This is a genomic window from Alteromonas sp. ALT199 (assembly GCF_018619335.1).
GTDB lineage: Bacteria > Pseudomonadota > Gammaproteobacteria > Enterobacterales > Alteromonadaceae > Alteromonas.
In genome coordinates, this window is sequence record NZ_JAHHDX010000054.1 from 22375 (window position 1) to 42139 (window position 19765).

The window sequence follows — 19765 nt, forward strand, 5'->3', positions numbered from 1 at the left end:
CTATCAAGACTCAACATATGTTTCCCAGTACGCACTATGCATGTTTAAATTGATTCATGCTCTCATCAACCAAGGTAGAAATAGCATGGCCAAAGTGCTTAACAAGGCAATAGTCTCGTCTAAACGATTTGCTATTAATGTGGTTACCTATAAAGAGGGGCATCGCGTATTAGAACATAACGACCCAATGGGAAGCGGACGTTATTTTAAGTTTAATGTGGTGCTGAAAAAACCAAACCAAGGTGGTCAATTTTGGGCCGAAAAAGTCATTTTTAATGTCTTCAACCGAATTTACTTCTTTCGGCCTGACAAATACATGCACAGTGTCAGTAAGATAGAGAAAGGAGAGCGTAAACTGCTCTCTATAGCATTGTACCTTTAAGTCTTATTTTCACATGGCGACGAAAAACCTGTACAGCAAAGTTTCCACTGGGTTTTAAAAAGTTGACCATTTGGTCGACTAAATAGCATCATTCCACGACGGGCTAGGTTCCAATCTGCCGCTAATTCACTTATATTTGCGCCCTTACAATTCCCTGCCTACATTCTTCTTACCCGGCGGTGGAAACTTCTCATAAAGCAGTTCGTGTAATTGGATTTTTTAAAACGCATGTCTTCATTATCGTTGGCGGAAAAAGAGCAATCAAAAGGCGTGAAAATGCTATTGGTTGCGGTGTTGTGTTTGGGGCTCAACTGGCCAGGTATGAAGTTAGGACTCGAGATAGTAGGGCCCGTATGGATGGTGTGCTTACGTTTTCTGTTAAGCCTTCCCGTACTCGCGCTATTTGTGCTGATAACCAAAAAACGTTTACCCGTGCTAAACCGTAAAGACCGCTCGGTAGTTCTTGTGGTCGCGTTTTTCCAATTCATCCTATCAATGGGGCTTATTACCGTATCTCTGCAATTTATCCCTGCGGGCACGGCCAGTATTCTTATTTACACCACACCACTTTGGATGCTGCTTATCGACACGCTATGGTATCGACAACGTGCGCCTTCTAAACGATTAATTCTTACCGGTATTTCTACTATTGGCTGCGCAATGATTCTATTGGCCTCGGGGCAACCGGGAGCATGGCTACCGCTTTTAGGGATGTTGTTAGCGTCTGCATTGTGGGCGATCGCTATTCGTCGGGTGTCTTTTCATAAATGGAAAGGTAGCGTTATTGAAGCGGTATTCTGGCAATTCACCATTGCTGGTTTTGCCATGCTTGCTATTGCTCTCATAGTAGAGCCAACGCCGAACTTTGGTGCCTACGATCTAAGTGATTGGCTGTTACTTGCCTACATTGGGCCAGTTGCAACGGGTCTCGGCTTTGGTCTTATGGTTGCGGCTGGGCCTAAATTACCGCCAGATAAAATTGTGTTAATTAGCACACTTACGCCGATTGTGGGCTATGTAAGCTCTGTGATATTGCTTAAAGAAACGCTGCTGCCTATGGTGATGGCTGGCGCAATATTGATGATAGCAGCGCTAATCGTAAACGGCCTTTCGCCAAGCATGCTTAAGAAAATACTAGGCAAGGGACGCGCAAAGTAATGGCTGTTTACAGGGTTAGCCGAGGCTGTATGAAATCTAAAAACGCAGAGATGCGAGAGGATACGGCGCTATTTTTGTAGTAGACCGCTTGCACCGATTCTCTGCGGTTTGGGCTGATTATATCGTCGCGAAATAGCTCTACGAGTCTTCCTGCACTAATATCCCTGTGTACCATAAAGTTTGAAAGTAAAGCTATACCTTGACCTGCAATGCATAGTTGCCGAATGGTTTCACCGCTTGACGCATGAAGTTTGTATTGCAAGTTGATATCTTGTTTAAGTGGCCACTTATTTAAATTTGGAGAGTCGCTAAAACCAATCAATCTGTGGTTGTTCAATGAACTTGCGTCACCGCCATCTTCATGTAAAGGGTGTTTTTCAAGGTACTGCGGACTTGCCACAATATGCAGTTTACTTTTTCCTAAACGTCTAGCGTGCAAATTCGAGTCGCTCAAATCGCCAATACGTATTGCAATATCGGTTTTGTGCTCTAACAAGTCGATAATACTATCGTGACTAGTAATATCGAGCGTTATGTCAGGAAATGCTTCTTGAAACTCGCCCACTAATGGCGCTAGCTGGTGGAATACAAATGGGCTCGCAGCATCAACCCGAAGCTTTCCAGAAGGGGCCCGCTGTAACAGCCGCAATGCTTCTTCGCCTTTTTCCAATATGTTTAGCCCGTCTCTGGCATATTTCAGAAAAAGTTCACCTTCTTCGGTTAGCTCTAACCGTCTGGTAGTGCGATTCAACAGAGTTACATCTAACCCATCTTCAAGCCGGGTTACCGCTCTGCTGACTTTTGCAACCTGCTGATTAAGCAAGTTGGCAGCACTAGAAAAACTACCTGCATCCACAACGGTTAGAAATGCTTCTAAATCTTCAGTTTTTGATGAAACTGGCATTACACACCTTATATTTTCAAAAATCGCAAAAGTATTTTGTTATTAGTGCTGTTTTTTGCAAATAAATTTATCGTCAAACTGTACGCACTTTATTAATGGCTTTCAAAAAACAGAGTCGTTGTTCGTTCTAGAAGCCAACAGTGGCGATGTAAATCACGCCATCTCGTTAATTACTTTTTGAGGATAATTAAAATGCCTATCGCATTATTTGCGTTAACGTTAAGTGCGTTTGCTATTGGCACAACAGAGTTCGTGATAGTGGGGCTTGTGCCTACTATTGCGACAGACCTTGGCGTTACATTACCAAGTGCAGGCTTACTCGTTAGCTTGTACGCAGTTGGTGTTGCCGTTGGCGCACCAGTTCTTACCGCCCTTACGGGAAAGTGGAATAGAAAACATGTTCTACTTAGCTTAATGGCGCTATTTGTGGCAGGCAACATTCTTGCCTGGCAAGCCCCTAGCTACGAGAGCTTAATTTTAGCTCGCATATTGACAGGCCTAGCGCACGGGGTGTTCTTTTCTATAGGTTCTACTATTGCTACAGGGCTAGTGGCGAAAGAAAAAGAAGCCAGTGCTATTGCTATCATGTTTACTGGCTTAACAGTAGCTCTTGTGACCGGCGTGCCTTTAGGTACCTGGATTGGTCAAAACTTTGGTTGGAGAGCAACCTTCCTAGTCGTGTCTGCGCTAGGTACTATTGCGTTAATTGGTAGTGCGTTGCTGGTACCGAATAATCTTAAGCAAAGTAAACCTGCTGCGTTAAGTGAACAAATGAAGGTGTTGGTTCAGCCTCGTCTTGTGTTGGTGTATTTGATGACGATTTTGGGCTACGGCGGTACGTTTACGGCATTCACTTACCTTGCCCCTATATTGCAGGAAGAGGCGGGTTTTGCGCCCTCAGCCATTAGCTTAATTATGCTGATTTACGGAGTATCCGTCGCGGTAGGCAATATTTATGGCGGTAAGCTTGCTGACAAAAAAGGGCCAATTCGCGCACTAACGATCATATTTTCAGCCCTTGCAGTTATCTTATTTGCGCTGACATTTACCATGGACAGTAAAGTTGCCGCAGTGATCACTGTTTTAGTGTGGGGCGCCTTTGCTTTTGGCAATGTTCCGGGGCTTCAGGTTTACGTTGTTCAATTAGCAGAGAAGTTTACTCCCAATGCCGTTGATGTTGCCTCAGGCTTAAACATCGCTGCATTTAACATAGGCATAGCGGTGGGCTCAATTCTAGGTGGCGCAATTGTCGATGGCATGAAGCTATCAGATACCGCATGGATTGGTGCACTTATCTCAGTCGCAGCCTTAGTTGTTACTCGCTATAGCGGCTATTTAGACAAGCGCGCACACGCGTGAGCGACGAAGCGCCCATAAAACGCCACCGATTTGGGGTTGAAACTGGCGTAAATGGGCTTATCAAAGAATGCTAACACAAGAGCTTTGCAATGAAAGAAGCGGGGGGGATCACATTGGCCTGCACTTCAGAGGTAATACGCAGCCGGTAGAAAACGCTATGCAGCGCATTGCCGACTACGTATTACCTCACTTTCATAAATAACGGAACCAACAAGGAGGCATCATGCCGAATGTAAATCAGTCACAAACTAAAATTCCTTCACTAGGTGTAGGCACGTTTCGTTTAAAAGACGATGAAGCCTATAACAGTGTGACAATGGCACTTGAAGTGGGCTTCCGTCATATTGATACGGCGCAAATTTACGGCAACGAAGAAGCGGTAGGCCGTGCTATTAAAGATGCTATTACAAACAATGTCGTTGCTCGCGAAGACCTTTACGTCACCACCAAGGTGTGGAATGACAAGCTGAATAAAGCAAGCTTTATGGATAGCGTAAAAGAAAGTTTGGAAAAGCTTCAACTGTCGTACGTTGACCTATTACTTATTCATTGGCCGTCACCGGAAAACGGCGAAAGCATGGAAGAATATTTAGGCGAATTATTGCGCGTTAAGGAACTAGGGCTGACAAGAGAAATTGGTATTTCTAATTTCACTGTTGCGCAAATTGAAGAAGCGGTGAGCATTCTGGGTGAGGGCGTAATCGCCACGAACCAGGTAGAGGTGCACCCTTATCTGACCAATGAAAACGTACGTGCAGCATGCGAAAAACATGGCATCACAGTTACAGGATATATGCCGTTTGCTGTTGGCAAAGTGCTAAAAGACGAGACTATTACTGCGATTGCAGATAAGCATGGTGTAAGCACTGCTGAAGTGGTTGTAGCCTGGGAGCTGGCCCATGGTTTAGTGACTATTCCATCGTCGACTAAGCGCAAAAATTTGGAATCCAATTTCAAAGCGCTTGAACTTAACTTAGATGCAGAGGATATCGCAAAAATTGATGCGCTAGATTGTGGCGACCGTCAAGCTAACCCAGATTTTTCACCTGCGTGGGACTAATCGGAAAAATCACCTTGTTAAGGAGCTTTCATGCAAACTAACGTTTGGCAATTTGAACAAGGCGCTGCGATTTTCAAAAGAAGATAAGCGAAAAACGGTGGTTGCGGTCTTATAAAGCCGGAACGATTAAGTTTCTTCCTTTATCTTTGGCAACGTATAGTGCTTTATCAGCTCGTCTAAAGGCTTCGACAATATCGTCGGAGTCTTTGCATAAGGTCCAACCTATGCATGCTCCCAACTTCCTGTCATCAATTGATGCGATGGTTAATTGGTTTATAGCATAGTGGAGGGCTTCCAATTGCTTCGCAAATTCCTCGGCTTCGTTAGACTGGTTATCATTAGGCTGTGTGATGCGTTTTGCAATGGCAAACTCTTCTCCACCATAGCGCGCTGCTACTTGCTCTTCATCATTAAACGGCGCGAGAACGTTAGCAATGCCTTTTAGTACTTCGTCACCTACATCGTGCCCAAATGTATCGTTGATACTTTTGAAGTGATCTAAGTCGATTAGCGCAATGGCTAGCGCGTCATGATCGTGTAAGGTTTTATCAAACGTATTGTCTACGAACATATCCAGCGTACGACGATTGGGTAATTCGGTTAAGCTGTCTTTAGCAGCCAGTTCTGCCAAAGTGCTATTCGTTTGTTCGAGTGCAAGGGTGCGCTCTTTTACCAGTGCTTCTAATTTAGATGCCTGCTCACTTTTTAATTGTGCAGCTTGTTTCTGAGCATCTCTTTCTCGCTGCACGACTTTGACCATGTAGCTTGCGGTTAGTGACACAATGAAAAGGCAAGTTGTAACCAGCCCCGTCATAAATGTAGCAACAGGTTCGAGGTAAAGATCAACATCAAAAAGGGCGATAATTACGAGAAATAGCGTACTTATTGCTACGGGGGACATGGCTGCTGCCAGCCACTTAGCTCGGTCAGAGCCCCTTTTATGCTCTACATAAATAACGATTCCAGCAATTAAAATGTAGGGGAAAAACAATACGACTGGCAGCCTTAAAGCTACATCTAACCCTACAGTTTTCCACAATAGTAAGCCCAGTAGTGGCAATATGGCACAAAATAGTTTAATGGTTTTGGCGCCGTATACCGTGTGATCTTGTCTAGCAAGGGTTTGGTATAGAACCCAAAATGCGGTCATTAATACCGAGTATATACTTACTGCGTAACTAATATCGTTGAAGCTAGGCGTATTTGGCCAAAAAAGCTCAAAGGCGTAGCCAAATACTCTAAAAAACCAAAACGTTGTAGCAAAGATAAAAGATGCAAAGCTTAAAAATACTAAGTTTCGACTTGTGATATAGCCTAATAAGCTCAATGCGGTTAAAAGCGCCATCGCGCCAAAGAACGCCATGTCCCTTTGCAACGTTTTCGTATTTAGATTGCTGATAAATTCTGGCGTCGCCACAGCAAAGCTATAACGCAGTATTTCACCTCTCATATATCCGCTGAATTCAGTTGTAGCTGATGGTGCTAAAATAGAAGGAAATTGATAGTTTGGTGAATTAATTGGGCGCGTATGAAAGGGGGAGCTATCACCCGTCTTCCACGTTTCATTACCATCGGTGACGACCAGTTCTTTCATGGCGGGAAAGTTTACTGAAAACCAAACGGGAATCGCTTTATTACGCTGGTTGCTCACCTGTACTTTGAAGTGTAAATATTGGGATGGCGTTCGTTCTAGTAGCGCCGTGTCATCAACCCACTTCTCATCGCCTGCGAGGGTAGGGCTATTGCTTAGCGTATAAATTACGTCTTTGTCTAATTGTAATAGTGCACTATCGTTGGCAAATTCAACTGCTGTTACCGAATGACTAACACACACTGCAGTAAGCCAAGCTAGTAATACTCGCAGCATTCTCCGTCCTTGTTCGTTTACTTATCGCTTGATAATTGAATATAGCACAGCGTTTTAAATTTGAAGTGTCCGAAAAAGAAAACAAAAGTATAAAAAATTTAGATTAACCTTCGCTATTTTCTCGACAACGCGAGTTTGACAACACACAAATTGAGAATGACAAAATGTAGAGAGAAAGCTGCGTTAAAAGCAGTGTGACCTCTTTGTTTTTATAAACCCAATAACTCCTTGAGCCTTTTTAGGTAGCGTCGACTTACTGGAATTGTGTCCCCCGTATTCATCAACAGTGTTGCTGAACCATTATCTAGTCGCTGTATTTCGTTCACAAATCGAAGCTGAACCAAGTATTGTCGATGACACCGGACTAAGGTGGTTTTTTCTTCAAGGGTTTTTAACGTAAGCTGGGTATCAGCTAGCTGTTCTGCTGTTTTAATATGAACTCCGGCCACATCGCTATAGGCATAGTGAATATCTGTTTCAGGTATAAGTAGAATGCGCTGGTGGCCCGCGCAGGGTATATGGTCGAGTTTAGACGAAGCTACACTTTGAAGGTTGGGGTGGGGCAGCGTTCTCTTTTTTAATTTAGTGAGTGTTTTTTGCAAACGTTCTGGTTCAACAGGTTTGAGTAAGTAATCGAACGCATTATCCTCAAATGCGCGAAGAGCATATTGTTCGAAAGCGGTCACGAGAACGACATAAGGCATTGTCTCTAAATCTAACATCGCCAACAAATCTAAGCCGGATAGCTGCGGCATTTCGATATCGAGAAACACTACATCTGGTTTGTGACGTTTTATCAGTTCTAGCCCTTCAATTGCATTTGCGGCCTCAGCAAGCACGTCAATTTCACGAGTTTCTTTTAAAAGCTGTTCTAATTCTTCACGGGCGAGTGGCTCGTCGTCAATCACCAGCGCTGTTAAAACTGAATTATTAGACATTTAACATCTTCACTTTTCAGATTGATTGGTTATAGGGATAGTAAACGACATACGAGTAAACTGAAGAGGGTTACACTCTATGACCAACCCTGACTGTGCCCCGAATTGATGGACAAGTCGTTTATCTACAATATCCATACCTAAGCCAGTGTGTTTCTCTGCTTTGTGTTTAAACAGCCCTGCATTATCTTCTACGCGAACACACAATTTGTTTTCGTTGGTGCAACTTGCTTTTATAAGCAATGTACCGCCCTCAATACGCTGGGCTATACCATGTTTAACCGCGTTTTCTACAAGAGGTTGTAGCGTAAAACTAGGTAGAAGCGTCGTCAAAGTATCGTTGTCATACTCGATAATGACATTTAAACGTTCTGCAAAGCGGGCTTTTTCAATGGCAAGATAAGCATTCACATGATCTAATTCTTCTTTAAATGTAACCACCGCGGTGTTTTGCTTAAGGTTACTTCTAAAGAAGCGAGACAAACTCAGTACTAAGTCTCGAGCACTTTTGGGGTCCCGACGAACAATAGCGCTTATTGTATTGAGCGCGTTAAATAGGAAGTGAGGGTTGACCTGTGCATGCAGTAGTTTGATCTCAGATTGCGAGAGCAGATCTTTTTGTTGCTGATACGCGCCGTAAACAATCTGACTAGACAGCAACTGAGCAATCCCTTCAGCCATAGATAGAGTAACGGTCGACATTAACTTTCTTTTGGGCTCATAAAGTTTAATTGTACCAACTACCTCAGTCCCCGAATGCAGAGGAATAATAAGTACAGAACCCAACGGACAATATTCATCCAGCGTACATTGATAAAGCCTTTCAGCACCGTCTAAATGAACAATCTTGTTGTTATTAATGGATTCCATTGTACTTGCTGAAGATATTAGCGTGTCTGGAAGGTGATGATCGTCTCCCTTACCAATGAACGCTAAAATCTTTTCTGTGTCAGTAATGGCGACTGCGCCAACGTTGGTTTCTTCATATACGATGCGCGCAATTTTTTCTGCGTTTACACGATTAAACCCGGTAGTCAAAAGGCCAACAGAACGGTCTGCAATGGAAAGTGCGCGCCTCGAGAACGTGGCAGAATATTTTTCAAAAATAGTTTTTTTGTCAGATAAAATGCTTATAAATAGTGCTGCGCCTACAGAGTTGGCAATAATCATAGGTGCAGCAATAGCACTCACCAGCGCATAGGATTTTTCAAACGGGGTGGCCACGGTAAGTAAAATGGCCATTTGAAAAAGCTCAGCTACAAAGGTGATAGCGCCAACTTTAAAAGGGTTAAACAGCGCTAGCCTTTTATTGCGTCTAACATAGTAAACATGCATCACCCCACCGATTAAACCTTCCAACGTAGTTGATATTGCACAGGCTACATCGGTGAAGCCTCCCAATGAGTAGCGATGAAGGCCGCCAGTTAATCCAACTGCAAACCCTACCTCGGGCCCACCAAGCAATCCGCCTATAACAGCGCCAATGGCTCGCGTATTGGCAATAGCATCATCGATTTGCAAACCAAAATAAGTTCCCAATATGCAAAATGAAGAAAAGACAACATATACCAAGTAGCGGTGCTTTCGATGAGAGGAAATACTTAGTATTGGAAGGAATAGCGGGGTTTTGCTAAGCAAATAAGCCAATACAAGGTAAACACACATTTGCTGAAGAAGAGAAAGTATGAGTTCCATGCGGTTTAATACAAAGGCTTATTGAAAGGTTGTTGTGATTATACCGTTTTTAAATGCAAAAAAGTTAATGACCGCCTCAAAAAAGAGGCGGCTTAACATATTACGTGACTAGGACCTTACGCGACTAGGATCCGTGCTTAGGCATCGACAGCTTGTGATGGCTTTTGTGATGTTACTTCTACAGGTTCAAGCGGAGTTTCACCTTTGCCTTTAGATATACGGATAACGTATATAGTCGTCGCTAGCGATACAACAATTCCAATAGCCGTTGATATATTCATTGCCATGCCGAAACCTAACAAATCATTGTTTAAAATGAATGTAACACAAACTGCGGTCATAAAAATGGCAGGGACAGTCGTGATCCAGTGGAGTTTGTTGTGGCGAAGTAGATATGCAGAGGCTGTCCATAGCATCATAACTGCGGTTGTCTGGTTAGCGAAACCAAAGTAGCGCCATATAATTCCGAAGTCTACTTGCGTTAAAATGCCACCTAAGACAAATAAAGGCATTGCCATATATAGTCGGTTACGGATCCCTTTTTGTTCTACATTAAAGTACTCGGCCATTATTAGACGACTTGAACGAAAGGCAGTATCGCCTGAAGTAATAGGTAAAATAATCACGCCTAGAAAAGCGAGAACACCGCCAAAAACGCCTAAAAGACCAAATGACGACGCATATACAACGTTACCTGGCCCACCGTCTTTAATTGCCGCAGATAGAGCCTCTAGGTTGTCAAAGAAAGAAAGTGCAATAGCACACCAAATAAGCGCGATAATACCTTCGCCGATCATTGCGCCAAAGAATACAAAACGGCCGTTTTTTTCGTTTTCCATACAGCGAGCCATAAGGGGAGATTGCGTTGCGTGAAAACCTGATATAGCGCCACATGCAATAGTAATAAAGAGCGCTGGCCACAGCGGCATATCGTTAGGGTTAAGGTTAGTCAACATATCGCTTGCTGAAAACTGACTCAAAATTGAGTGCTGGTCAGAATAGCTGGCGGCGGCCAATAAACCACTGACATAAAGATAAGAAGAGCGCCAAAAAGCGGATATAAACGGCCTATAATTTTATCAACGGGCACAATAGTAGCTACTACATAGTAGGCAAAGATAATAGCGACCATAACCCCAGCTTCAATGTGCCAAGAGGTTTGATCGTTCACCAAGTTAGTAATCATGCTAGCTGGAGCGGAAACAAAAACCACACCCACTAAAAGCAGCAGAACAATCGCGAAAAAGTTCATGAAGTGCTTAGCGCCACGGCCCAAATAGCGGCCGGAAAGATTAGGTACCGATTCGCCTTTATTTCGAACCGACAGCATACCTGAAAAATAGTCGTGCACAGCACCTGCAAATATACAGCCCAATACTATCCAAAGCATGGCGGCTGGGCCATAAAGTGCGCCCATTATTGGGCCAAATATGGGGCCTACACCGGCAATGTTGAGCAACTGTACCAAATACACTTTCGGCGTTGACATGGGTACAAAATCGACCCCGTCTTTTTGCGTATGTGCTGGAGTAGGGCGAGCAGGAGTGATTCCGAATACCTTTTCAACAAAGGCACCATAAATGAAATAGCCAGCAATGAGCGCGACTACACAGATTAGAAACAATATCACAGGGCGTTGTCCTTATTGTTTTTAAATTAGGTTTGTAAATAGTAAGTTCGACGATGTTTTAAATAGGTTAATAAAGTGAAAGTGTGTATGCATTGAAAATTGTAGTGAGCGGTCGCATAGCAAATTAAGCGGTAGGCAATATGTAATTTCGCTCTACTGTTACGCAGCGTAAAATGCTAAAATCCGCGCAATTATTTGCCAAGCCGTATCAAGCGTTTTACCGCAATACTTCATTTGCGCGGAAAAGCATTGCTTATCCATTACAAAACGCGCCCGTAAACTAAGAATTTACGGGGATAATAGATAACGAAGATTAGTATTAATGTCAGATCAAAAGCTTTTAGAAGAGATAAAAAAGCGACGTACGTTCGCCATCATATCGCACCCAGATGCGGGTAAAACCACCATTACTGAAAAGGTATTGCTGTTCGGACGTGCGCTACAAACTGCGGGTACCGTAAAAGGTAAAAAATCAGGTCAGCACGCTAAGTCAGATTGGATGGAAATGGAAAAGGAACGTGGTATCTCAGTGACTACGTCTGTTATGCAGTTTCCCTATAGCGACCATTTAGTCAACCTGCTCGATACGCCAGGGCACGAGGACTTCTCAGAAGATACTTATCGCACGCTTACCGCTGTTGATTCATGCCTTATGGTTATCGATGCCGCCAAAGGTGTAGAAGACAGAACCCGTAAATTGATGGAAGTAACACGTCTTCGCGATACGCCAATTGTTACTTTCATGAACAAGCTTGACCGCGATATCCGCGATCCGATGGAGCTTCTTGATGAAGTTGAAACCGAGCTTGATATCCTGTGTGCGCCAATCACTTGGCCAATTGGCAGTGGAAAAAGTTTTAAAGGCGTATATCACTTGCACCGCGATGAGACTATTTTGTATCAAAGCGGCCACGGTCACACTATTCAAGATGTGCGTATCATTAAAGGGTTAGATAATCCTGAAATTGATGATGCAGTTGGAAGTGATTTAGCACAAACGCTACGTGATGAGCTTGAGCTCGTTCGTGGTGCGTCTAACGAATTTGATAAAGAACTCTTCTTGGAAGGTCAACTAACACCAGTATTCTTCGGCACGGCATTGGGTAACTTTGGTGTTGATCACATGCTAGACGGATTGGTTGAGTGGGCGCCTGCGCCACTTGGACGCGAAACCGAAGAAGGAACTATTGAAAGTACCGACGGTAAATTCAGCGGTTTCGTGTTTAAGATTCAGGCCAACATGGACCCGAAACACCGCGACCGTATCGCGTTCTGCCGTATTGTATCGGGCAAATACGAAAAAGGCATGAAAATGCGCAACAGCCGTTTAGGTAAAGATGTGCGAATTTCTGATGCATTAACTTTCTTAGCCGGTGACCGTTCACTGCTAGAAGAAGCGTATGCCGGCGATATTATCGGCTTACACAACCACGGCACTATCCGTATTGGTGATACTTTTACGTCAGGTGATAATTATCGCTTTACGGGTATTCCAAACTTTGCGCCTGAGCTATTTAAGCGTATTCGCTTGAAAGACCCGCTTAAGCAAAAACAGTTGCTTAAAGGCCTTATCCAGCTCTCTGAAGAGGGTGCGGTACAGGTGTTTAGACCGCTTGCAAATAACGACTTGATTGTGGGTGCGGTAGGTGTGCTTCAGTTTGATGTGGTAGTGGCACGACTAAAAGCCGAGTACAACGTAGATGCACTTTATGAGCATGTTAATGTTGCTACAGCCCGCTGGGTTTACGCTGGTGATGAGAAAAAACTAGACGAGTTCCGCCGTAAGGGTGAACAGAATCTTGCCCTTGATGGTGGCGATAATTTAACGTATATCGCTCCAACTATGGTGAACCTGCAGCTATCGCAAGAGCGCTACCCAGATATCCAGTTTACGAACACGCGTGAAAATTAAGCTAGACGAAATTAATTAAAGACAAAATACATTATGAACATACATGCACTATTAGTTAACCGTTTCACTGAAGCGCTACAAGAAATGGGCGTAGAAAATGCGCCAGTGCCAGTCTCGCGCAGTGCTCGACCTGAGTTTGGTGAATATCAGTTTAACGGCGCTATGGCGCTTGCCAAGCAACTGAAGCAAAAGCCCCGTGATATTGCAGAGAAAATCGTTGAAACCGTAAAGCTTGACGATATTGCCAGCAAGCTAGAAGTGGCTGGTCCTGGCTTTATCAACGTACATTTGAACAACGATTGGCTGTCTAACCAGTGTGAGCTGTCGCTAACCGATCCGCGCTTGGGTATTGCCAAGTCAAAAGAACAGAACATTGTTGTTGATTACTCATCGCCTAATTTGGCTAAAGAAATGCACGTGGGTCACCTGCGTACAACCATCATCGGCGACGCTGTGGTTAAGGTGCTTGAGTTTTTAGGTCACAATGTTATTCGCCAAAACCATATGGGCGACTGGGGCACGCAGTTCGGGATGTTACTAGCGCACCTTTCAGACAAGCTTCAAGATGAAGTAGCGGAAACCGCATTGTCTGATCTTGAAGACTTTTACCGCGAAGCCAAAGTACGCTTTGACGAAGAAGAAGGCTTTGCTGATCGTGCCCGTGAATACGTGGTTAAGTTACAGGGCGGTGATGCACAGTGCCTGGCGCTGTGGGAAAAGTTCATTGATGTGTCTATTGCCCACTCTGAAGAAGTATACGACAAGTTAAACGTAAGCCTTACGCGCAAAGACATTATGGGTGAGTCTGCATACAACGACGACTTAGCTAATGTAATTAGCGACCTTAAAGAAAAAGACATTGCGGTTGAAGATCAAGGCGCGCAGGTGGTATTTATTCCTGAACTTGCCGATAAAGAAGGTAACCCTGCGGTTTACATCGTTCAAAAATCTGGGGGTGGCTATCTTTACGCAACCACTGACCTTGCAGCCATGCGCTATCGCAGCGGCAAGCTAAACGCTGACCGCACGCTTATTCTTACCGACGCGCGTCAGGCGCTGCACTTCAAGCAAACTGAAATTGTGGGCCGTAAAGCAGGCTTTATGAAAGAAGCGCAATCATACGAGCACTGCCCGTTCGGTATGATGTTAGGTAGTGATGGTAAACCATTTAAAACCCGTACTGGCGGCACGGTTAAGTTAGTTGAACTGCTTGATGAAGCGGTTGAGCGAGCGGGTAAATTAATTGCTGAACGCGACAACGATTTAAGTGAAGCTGAACTTAAAGAAGTTGCACGTAAGGTAGGCATTGGCGCGGTAAAATACGCTGACCTATCTAAAAACCGCACAACCGATTACATGTTTAATTGGGACTCAATGTTAAGCTTTGAAGGTAACACTGCGCCTTATCTCCAATATGCTTATACCCGTGTGAAAAGCTTGTTTAGAAAAGCGGGTGTTGATATGGCAACTATGCCGGTAGATATCAATATAGTTGAGAAACAAGAGCATGCGCTAGCAGTGTTACTGATGCAGTTTGAAGAAGTAATCGGCATGGTATCTCGTGAAGCGACACCTCACATTTTGTGTACGTATCTATACGATGTGGCTTCAGCATTTATGTCATTCTACGAAGCTTGCCCAATGCTTAAAGATGGGATTGAACCTCAGGTACGTGATAGCCGCTTAGCGCTGTCAGCTTTAGTTGCCAATACGCTAGAGCAGGGATTAACTCTACTTGGTATTGAGACTCTAGAAAAAATGTAGCGTTCGCGGTACAACATAAATATTGATATTGAAAAGGCTGACATAAATTGTCAGCCTTTTTTTATGCGTAACGTAAACGGCTAAAAACACAGCTTATCGGTGCTGACTGTTATTCTTATTTTTTATTTAAAACCGATATGGCCATGAGTTCTTATAAATCAGACTATTAAAAACATATTTTAAAGTACAGACAGGAAAATCGAATGACTAAGATCCTTGCATTTGCAGGTAGTACCCGTAAAGGTTCGTTTAATCAAGCTATTGTAAACGTGGCCGCCGAAGGCGCACGTGAGGCAGGCGCAGAAGTTACTGTTATCGACTTGGCGGACTATCAAATGCCGCTATTCAATGAGGATGAAGAAGCTAAGTTCGGTATACCTGAAAAAGCTCAAGCGTTCAAAGCATTACTTATGAGTCACGATGGCTTTTTGATTGCATCTCCAGAATACAATTCAAGCTATCCGGCACTTCTAAAAAACGCCATTGATTGGGCTTCGCGTATGGAAGAGGGTGAAAAGCCATTACAAGCGTATCGCGGTAAAGTAGCCGGCATTATGGCTGCGTCTGCGGGTGGGCTAGGCGGTATGCGCGTGTTGGTGGTACTTAGAATGTTGCTTGAAAACTTGGGCACTATAGTGCTACCAAATCAAAAAGCAATCGCAAAGGTAAATACGCTTATGGAAGATGGCGAAATTACTGATGTAAAAGCTATAAAACAGCTTAAGACGTTGGGTAAAGAAACTGCTGAACTTACCGCAAAGCTGGGCTAACAACCCTTTCGCCTTTGAACGAGTATTTAAAATATCTAAGCCCCTGATGCATCGCATTAGGGGCATACAATTTTTAACTTGCCAAGTTAAGCGCTACACATACTTTCAACAACAAGTAAATCAACAAGCTTTAGTGCTGCTTGCGCAAACGGGCGTGGACCTAGCTTTAGGTGTTCTTCTAGCGCTGCATTTACTATGCGTTTATAGCTTCTCAAACGCAAACATACAACTCGACAACTTTTGCATCGCCACCCGAAAATGTACCTTCAAGATTTCCTGTAACAATTGCGTCAGCCCAATTTGAATAATCGAAATATTTGCATATAAAAAAATATGAGAGAAACCTATAAGAGCAATAAATGGTAGGAATGCGTTTATGCTGATATTTATAGAAGCTTGTATAGCAATATATTCTTTTTACAACTGGGGCACTTGTTGAATGAGTAGTGAAAGCAGTTACAAGAAAAATGCGCTCGCGCAGTCGCGTGAAAGGTCTCAATCTACCCTCGATAAAGTGCGCATCACGCAGTATCAAAAACGCAAAGCTAAAGGCTTTAATAGCGCAAGGGAAAATCTTTCACTCCTTTGTGACCCAAAAACCTTTCAAGAATATGGTCAATTCGCTGTAGCAGCACAGCGCCAGCGTAGAGATTATGAATCGTTAAAATCATCTACAGCTGCAGATGGTGTAATTACGGGGGTGGGAAGTGTCAATGAAGGTGTTTTTGATGAAAAGCAGAGTTCAGCTGCAATTATCATCAATGATTACAGCGTCTTAGCAGGTACTCAGGGATACTTTCATCATTTAAAACTAGATCGAATATTCGATGTGGCGAAGCAAAAGTCCCTGCCAATTATTATGTTTACAGAAGGTGGAGGAGGTCGCCCCGGTGATACTGACGTCACTACGATTAACTCTGGGTTGCAGTGTAAGTCTTTTTCTTCATGGGCGGGACTTTCAGGGGTAGTACCTAGAATAGCGGTAAACAATGGTTACTGTTTTGCTGGCAATGCGGCACTGTTTGGTGGAGCGGATATTACCATCGCAACGACTAATTCATCGATAGGCATGGCCGGGCCTTCAATGATTGAAGGTGGAGGACTTGGTAAATATGCGCCACAAGATATAGGACCGGTTGCTTCGCAGGCGCGAAATGGTGTGGTCGATATTGTTGCTAAAGATGAAAATCACGCGGCTGAACTGGCTAAATTTTGTTTGAGTTTTTTTCAAGGCAATGTAAAACCTTGGCAAAGCTGCTCTCAAGAAGATATTTTTAGCATTCTTCCAGACGACCGACGCTACAGTTATGATGTGCGTAACATTATTAATACGTTAGTTGATACAAACACTTTTATTGAATTGAGAGCACAGTATGGCGGTGCAATCATAACGGGGTTGTGTCGATTCAATGGAAAAGCGGTCGGACTTTTGGCAAATGATTGTAAAGTACTCGGTGGCGCAATTGACGTTGATGCTGCAGAAAAAGCCGCAGAGTTTCTTGCTATGTGTGAAGCTTTTCGTATACCCGTGGTGAGTTTGTGCGATACACCCGGCTTTATGGTGGGCCCTGAGCATGAAAAACAAGGCGCTGCGAGGCGATTAAATAAGCTTTTTGTTGCAGGAGCTCGTTTAAGCGTGCCGTTTGTCGCGGTAGTCTTAAGAAAGTGTTACGGACTAGGCGCGCAAGCAATGCTTGGTGGCAGTACATCTAAGCCTGACTATACCGTATCTTGGCCTACCGGTGAGTTTGGGGCCATGGGGTTAGAGGGCGCCGTGAAATTAGGATTTAAGGAAGAGCTAGCTCAAATCAAAGACGAAGCGGAAAAGCGTCAGCATTTTGAAAAGTTGGTTCAGTTGGCTTATGAGAAAGGTAAAGCGATAGAAGTTGCGTCCGTACTTGAAATAGACGCTGTGATTGACCCAAGTGAAACCAGAGATACTATTTCACGTTTTTTGACGCAATCTTTCTAAAGCCATAAACAATTACCAATCAGTAGGGCAATTTATGCATTTATCCATGAAAGTGCCTTGGAATGTCGCATAGTGGATGCGCGTGCCAGTTAGATTCGCTCGGTACAAACTTGCATCGTTCAATTTTGCTTCCTGAATGTTGGCATTAATGAGTATTGCGCCTTCAAAGTTAGCTTTGTTCATCCAAACTCGCTCTAAGCGCGCTGCTCGCAAGTTGGTGTTTACCATTGTTGCACCTGACAAGCGCCCTTGGTCCAGGCTGGCGCCTGAAAAGTTGGAATTGGTAAAATCTACCCCTTGTCCGAATATCGCCCAGCCGTCTATCCCTTCCAGGTTAGCGTTGCGAACTTTAGAGCTGCGTAAGTCAGCGTGCTTTAAGTTGGCTGTTGCCAGATCGGCATGATCTAGATTGCTTTTCTTAAAGGTCGCGTAGCTCAAGTTGGCATGCCTTAAATCAGTTTTATTGAACGTAACGTTGGTGAAAACAGCACCATGTAAATCTGCATGACGTAAGTCGGCGCCACTTAGGTTTGTATCGCTACAAACCGTTTTGGGTTTTATTACACAGCCGTTAATCACCTTTACTTCATCTTCAAAATCGGGGATCGCAGTTGCAGACGCAGAATAAAGAACGACTAATGGTATGAGTAGTTGTTTAGTTGTTTGAAAAGGTAAACGCATGGAAAGCTCCTTGACACCGAGAGGCGTTTTCACAGCCTCCCGATTTGGTTTAAAAGAGGTTAAAGCTATTGTTTAGCTACGCTTTGCTTTTTATTGTGATTAGGGAGTTTAAATACCCAGAACGAACCGCCTTGCGCTACAGGTTTAGTGAGTTCGGCCATATCGCCACCCCAAAGAGGTACCGCGCCACCATACCCAGAAGCTAAACCAATGTATTGCTCACCATCCTCTTCCCATGTAATAGGGCATGAGATGATGCCTGAGCCCGTTTGGAACTTCCAAAGTTCTTCACCAGTTTCTTCGTCGAAAGCTTTGACGTAGCCATCCCCCGTTCCGGTAATAATAAGCCCGCCTTTCGTTGCCAGTACGCCGGCCCACATAGGAAGCTTTTCTTTATGCGTCCATTTAATTTCACCTGAAATGGGGTCTACGGCACGAAGTACGCCTACGTGGTCGTCATACATACGTTTGATTCTAAAGCCCTGTCCCAAGTAAGCTGCACCTTTCTTATAGGTAACTTCTTCCGTCCAGTAGTCTTCTTTCCAGTGGTTTGCGCCCATGTAGAACCAGCCTGTATTCTGGCTGTAAGCCATCGGGTTCCAGTTCTTTCCGCCCAAAAACGGGGGAGATACCTCTATCGACTTTCCTCTTTTTTCACCTGGTTCTGGAAGTGGCGGGCGCTTTCCATCGACTTCTACCGGGCGACCCGTATCAGGATCTATATGTGTAGCCCAACTGATGTTGTCTACGAATGGAAAACCTCGGATAAACTCGCCATTTTGTCGGTTAACCACATAGAAAAAGCCATTTCTGTCTGCATGAGCAGTGGCTTTTATGAGCTTACCATTGTCATAATAATCGAATAAAACAAGTTCATTATTACCAGAGAAGTCCCATGCGTCGTTTGGCGTATGTTGATAGAACCATTTAACCTGGCCGGTTGTTGCATCTACCCCGACTTGCCCTGAAGTATAAAGATTGTCCCAGTCTTTGGGATCGCCGCCTTTTGCGGTGCGCTTCCACGTATTCCAAGGGGCCGGATTTCCAGCTCCGATTATAATAGTGTTTGTTTCAACATCGAAACTTGCACTTTGCCATGGCGCGCCACCACCGTGGTGCCATGCCTCTACCATTTCGCCATTTTCATCTTTAGGCCAAGTCGTAACTTCGTACGAACCGCCCGTAGGAGTGCTATCTTTCCCGTTTAATCTGCCCATATGTCCTTCAACGAAAGGACGCATCCAAATTTCTTCACCGGTCTCAGGATCTCGCGCAAACAATTTTCCTACTACGCCAAACTCATCACCAGATGAACCGTGAATAAGCATGACCTTTCCTGACTTTTGGTCTTTAACAATCGTCGGAGCGCCAGTCATAGTGTAACCTGCGCGGTAGTCCTCAAAGCGCTTTTTCCATTTTACTTTACCGGTTAATCGATCAAGAGCAACAATACCCGCATCGAGTGTACCGAAAAAGACTAAGTCACCATAAATAGCGGCCCCGCGATTAACTACGTCGCAACACGGGCGAATTCCTTCTGGAAGACGATGAGCGTAGTCCCACAGTTTTTTACCTGTTTTGGCTTCATAGGCATATATACGGGAATAGCTACCGGTCACATAAACAACACCGTCATACACTAGGGCCTGAGATTCTTGCCCCCGCTGCTTTTC

The 19765-nt window shown here is 44.1% G+C and carries 15 protein-coding genes and 1 pseudogene; 9 read left to right on the forward strand and 7 right to left on the reverse strand.

From position 1 onward, the window contains the following. Nucleotides 1-85 precede the first annotated feature (85 nt). Entirely contained in the window at nt 86-382 is a 297-nt protein-coding gene (locus KL866_RS05840) for a 2OG-Fe(II) oxygenase (RefSeq protein WP_214993962.1), read from the forward strand. Nucleotides 383-610: 228 nt separating this feature from the next. Further along, nucleotides 611-1540 (forward strand): DMT family transporter, encoded by a 930-nt coding sequence (locus KL866_RS05845; protein WP_025254461.1) that lies wholly within the window; start codon nt 611-613, stop codon nt 1538-1540. Between the two features lie 7 nt (nt 1541-1547). On the opposite strand, the gene KL866_RS05850 is transcribed toward KL866_RS05845, so the two are convergent. Beyond that, nucleotides 1548-2444, reverse strand: a complete 897-nt coding sequence (locus tag KL866_RS05850) for a LysR substrate-binding domain-containing protein (RefSeq protein WP_214993942.1) — start codon at nt 2442-2444, stop codon at nt 1548-1550. 192 nt (nt 2445-2636) lie between these two features. Between KL866_RS05850 and KL866_RS05855 the strand changes: the two genes are divergently transcribed. The 3 genes from KL866_RS05855 to dkgB all read left to right on the forward strand — a co-directional run bounded on the left by KL866_RS05855 (nt 2637) and on the right by dkgB (nt 4863). Beyond that, nucleotides 2637-3803 carry an MFS transporter gene (locus tag KL866_RS05855; protein ID WP_025254463.1) on the forward strand — a complete coding sequence of 389 codons (1167 nt, stop codon included), beginning with the start codon at nt 2637-2639 and terminating at the stop codon, nt 3801-3803. Nucleotides 3804-3870: 67 nt separating this feature from the next. Continuing rightward, nucleotides 3871-4005 carry a hypothetical protein gene (locus KL866_RS20450; RefSeq protein ID WP_285801307.1) on the forward strand — a complete coding sequence of 45 codons (135 nt, stop codon included), beginning with the start codon at nt 3871-3873 and terminating at the stop codon, nt 4003-4005. Nucleotides 4006-4026: 21 nt separating this feature from the next. Next, complete coding sequence (gene dkgB / locus KL866_RS05865; protein WP_214993944.1) at nt 4027-4863, forward strand: 2,5-didehydrogluconate reductase DkgB; 837 nt, start codon at nt 4027-4029, stop codon at nt 4861-4863. A 109-nt stretch (nt 4864-4972) separates the two neighbouring features. On the opposite strand, the gene KL866_RS05870 is transcribed toward dkgB, so the two are convergent. From KL866_RS05870 to KL866_RS05885, 4 genes and pseudogenes are all read right to left on the reverse strand, one after another. After that, nucleotides 4973-6730: a diguanylate cyclase gene (locus KL866_RS05870; protein WP_214993946.1), complete on the reverse strand. Its 1758-nt coding sequence runs from the start codon at nt 6728-6730 to the stop codon at nt 4973-4975. Between the two features lie 209 nt (nt 6731-6939). Continuing rightward, nucleotides 6940-7668, reverse strand: a complete 729-nt coding sequence (btsR, locus tag KL866_RS05875; RefSeq protein ID WP_214993952.1) for a two-component system response regulator BtsR — start codon at nt 7666-7668, stop codon at nt 6940-6942. A gap of 9 nt (nt 7669-7677) precedes the next feature. Continuing rightward, nucleotides 7678-9363 (reverse strand): sensor histidine kinase, encoded by a 1686-nt coding sequence (locus KL866_RS05880; protein WP_214993954.1) that lies wholly within the window; start codon nt 9361-9363, stop codon nt 7678-7680. A 137-nt stretch (nt 9364-9500) separates the two neighbouring features. After that, nucleotides 9501-10993 (reverse strand): annotated as a pseudogene (locus tag KL866_RS05885) (carbon starvation protein A). A gap of 322 nt (nt 10994-11315) precedes the next feature. Here KL866_RS05885 and prfC point away from each other — a divergent pair. The 4 genes from prfC (at nt 11316) to KL866_RS05905 (ending at nt 17411) form a co-directional block, all read left to right on the forward strand. Further along, nucleotides 11316-12905: a peptide chain release factor 3 gene (gene prfC, locus KL866_RS05890; protein ID WP_025254469.1), complete on the forward strand. Its 1590-nt coding sequence runs from the start codon at nt 11316-11318 to the stop codon at nt 12903-12905. Between the two features lie 33 nt (nt 12906-12938). Next, nucleotides 12939-14669: an arginine--tRNA ligase gene (argS, locus tag KL866_RS05895; RefSeq protein ID WP_214993957.1), complete on the forward strand. Its 1731-nt coding sequence runs from the start codon at nt 12939-12941 to the stop codon at nt 14667-14669. A gap of 203 nt (nt 14670-14872) precedes the next feature. Next, on the forward strand, nt 14873-15439 hold the full coding sequence (locus KL866_RS05900) for an NADPH-dependent FMN reductase (protein ID WP_025254471.1): 567 nt from the start codon (nt 14873-14875) through the stop codon (nt 15437-15439). Nucleotides 15440-15878: 439 nt separating this feature from the next. Beyond that, a complete protein-coding gene (locus KL866_RS05905; RefSeq protein ID WP_214993958.1) occupies nt 15879-17411 on the forward strand; it encodes an acyl-CoA carboxylase subunit beta in 1533 nt (510 codons plus the stop codon). A gap of 12 nt (nt 17412-17423) precedes the next feature. On the opposite strand, the gene KL866_RS05910 is transcribed toward KL866_RS05905, so the two are convergent. Together KL866_RS05910 and KL866_RS05915 are read right to left on the reverse strand one after the other, a co-directional pair. Next, nucleotides 17424-18092 (reverse strand): pentapeptide repeat-containing protein, encoded by a 669-nt coding sequence (locus KL866_RS05910; protein ID WP_025254473.1) that lies wholly within the window; start codon nt 18090-18092, stop codon nt 17424-17426. Between the two features lie 65 nt (nt 18093-18157). Beyond that, nucleotides 18158-19765, reverse strand: a 1608-nt coding sequence (locus KL866_RS05915; RefSeq protein WP_214993960.1) for a methanol/ethanol family PQQ-dependent dehydrogenase, incomplete at its 5' end; no start/stop codon positions are given.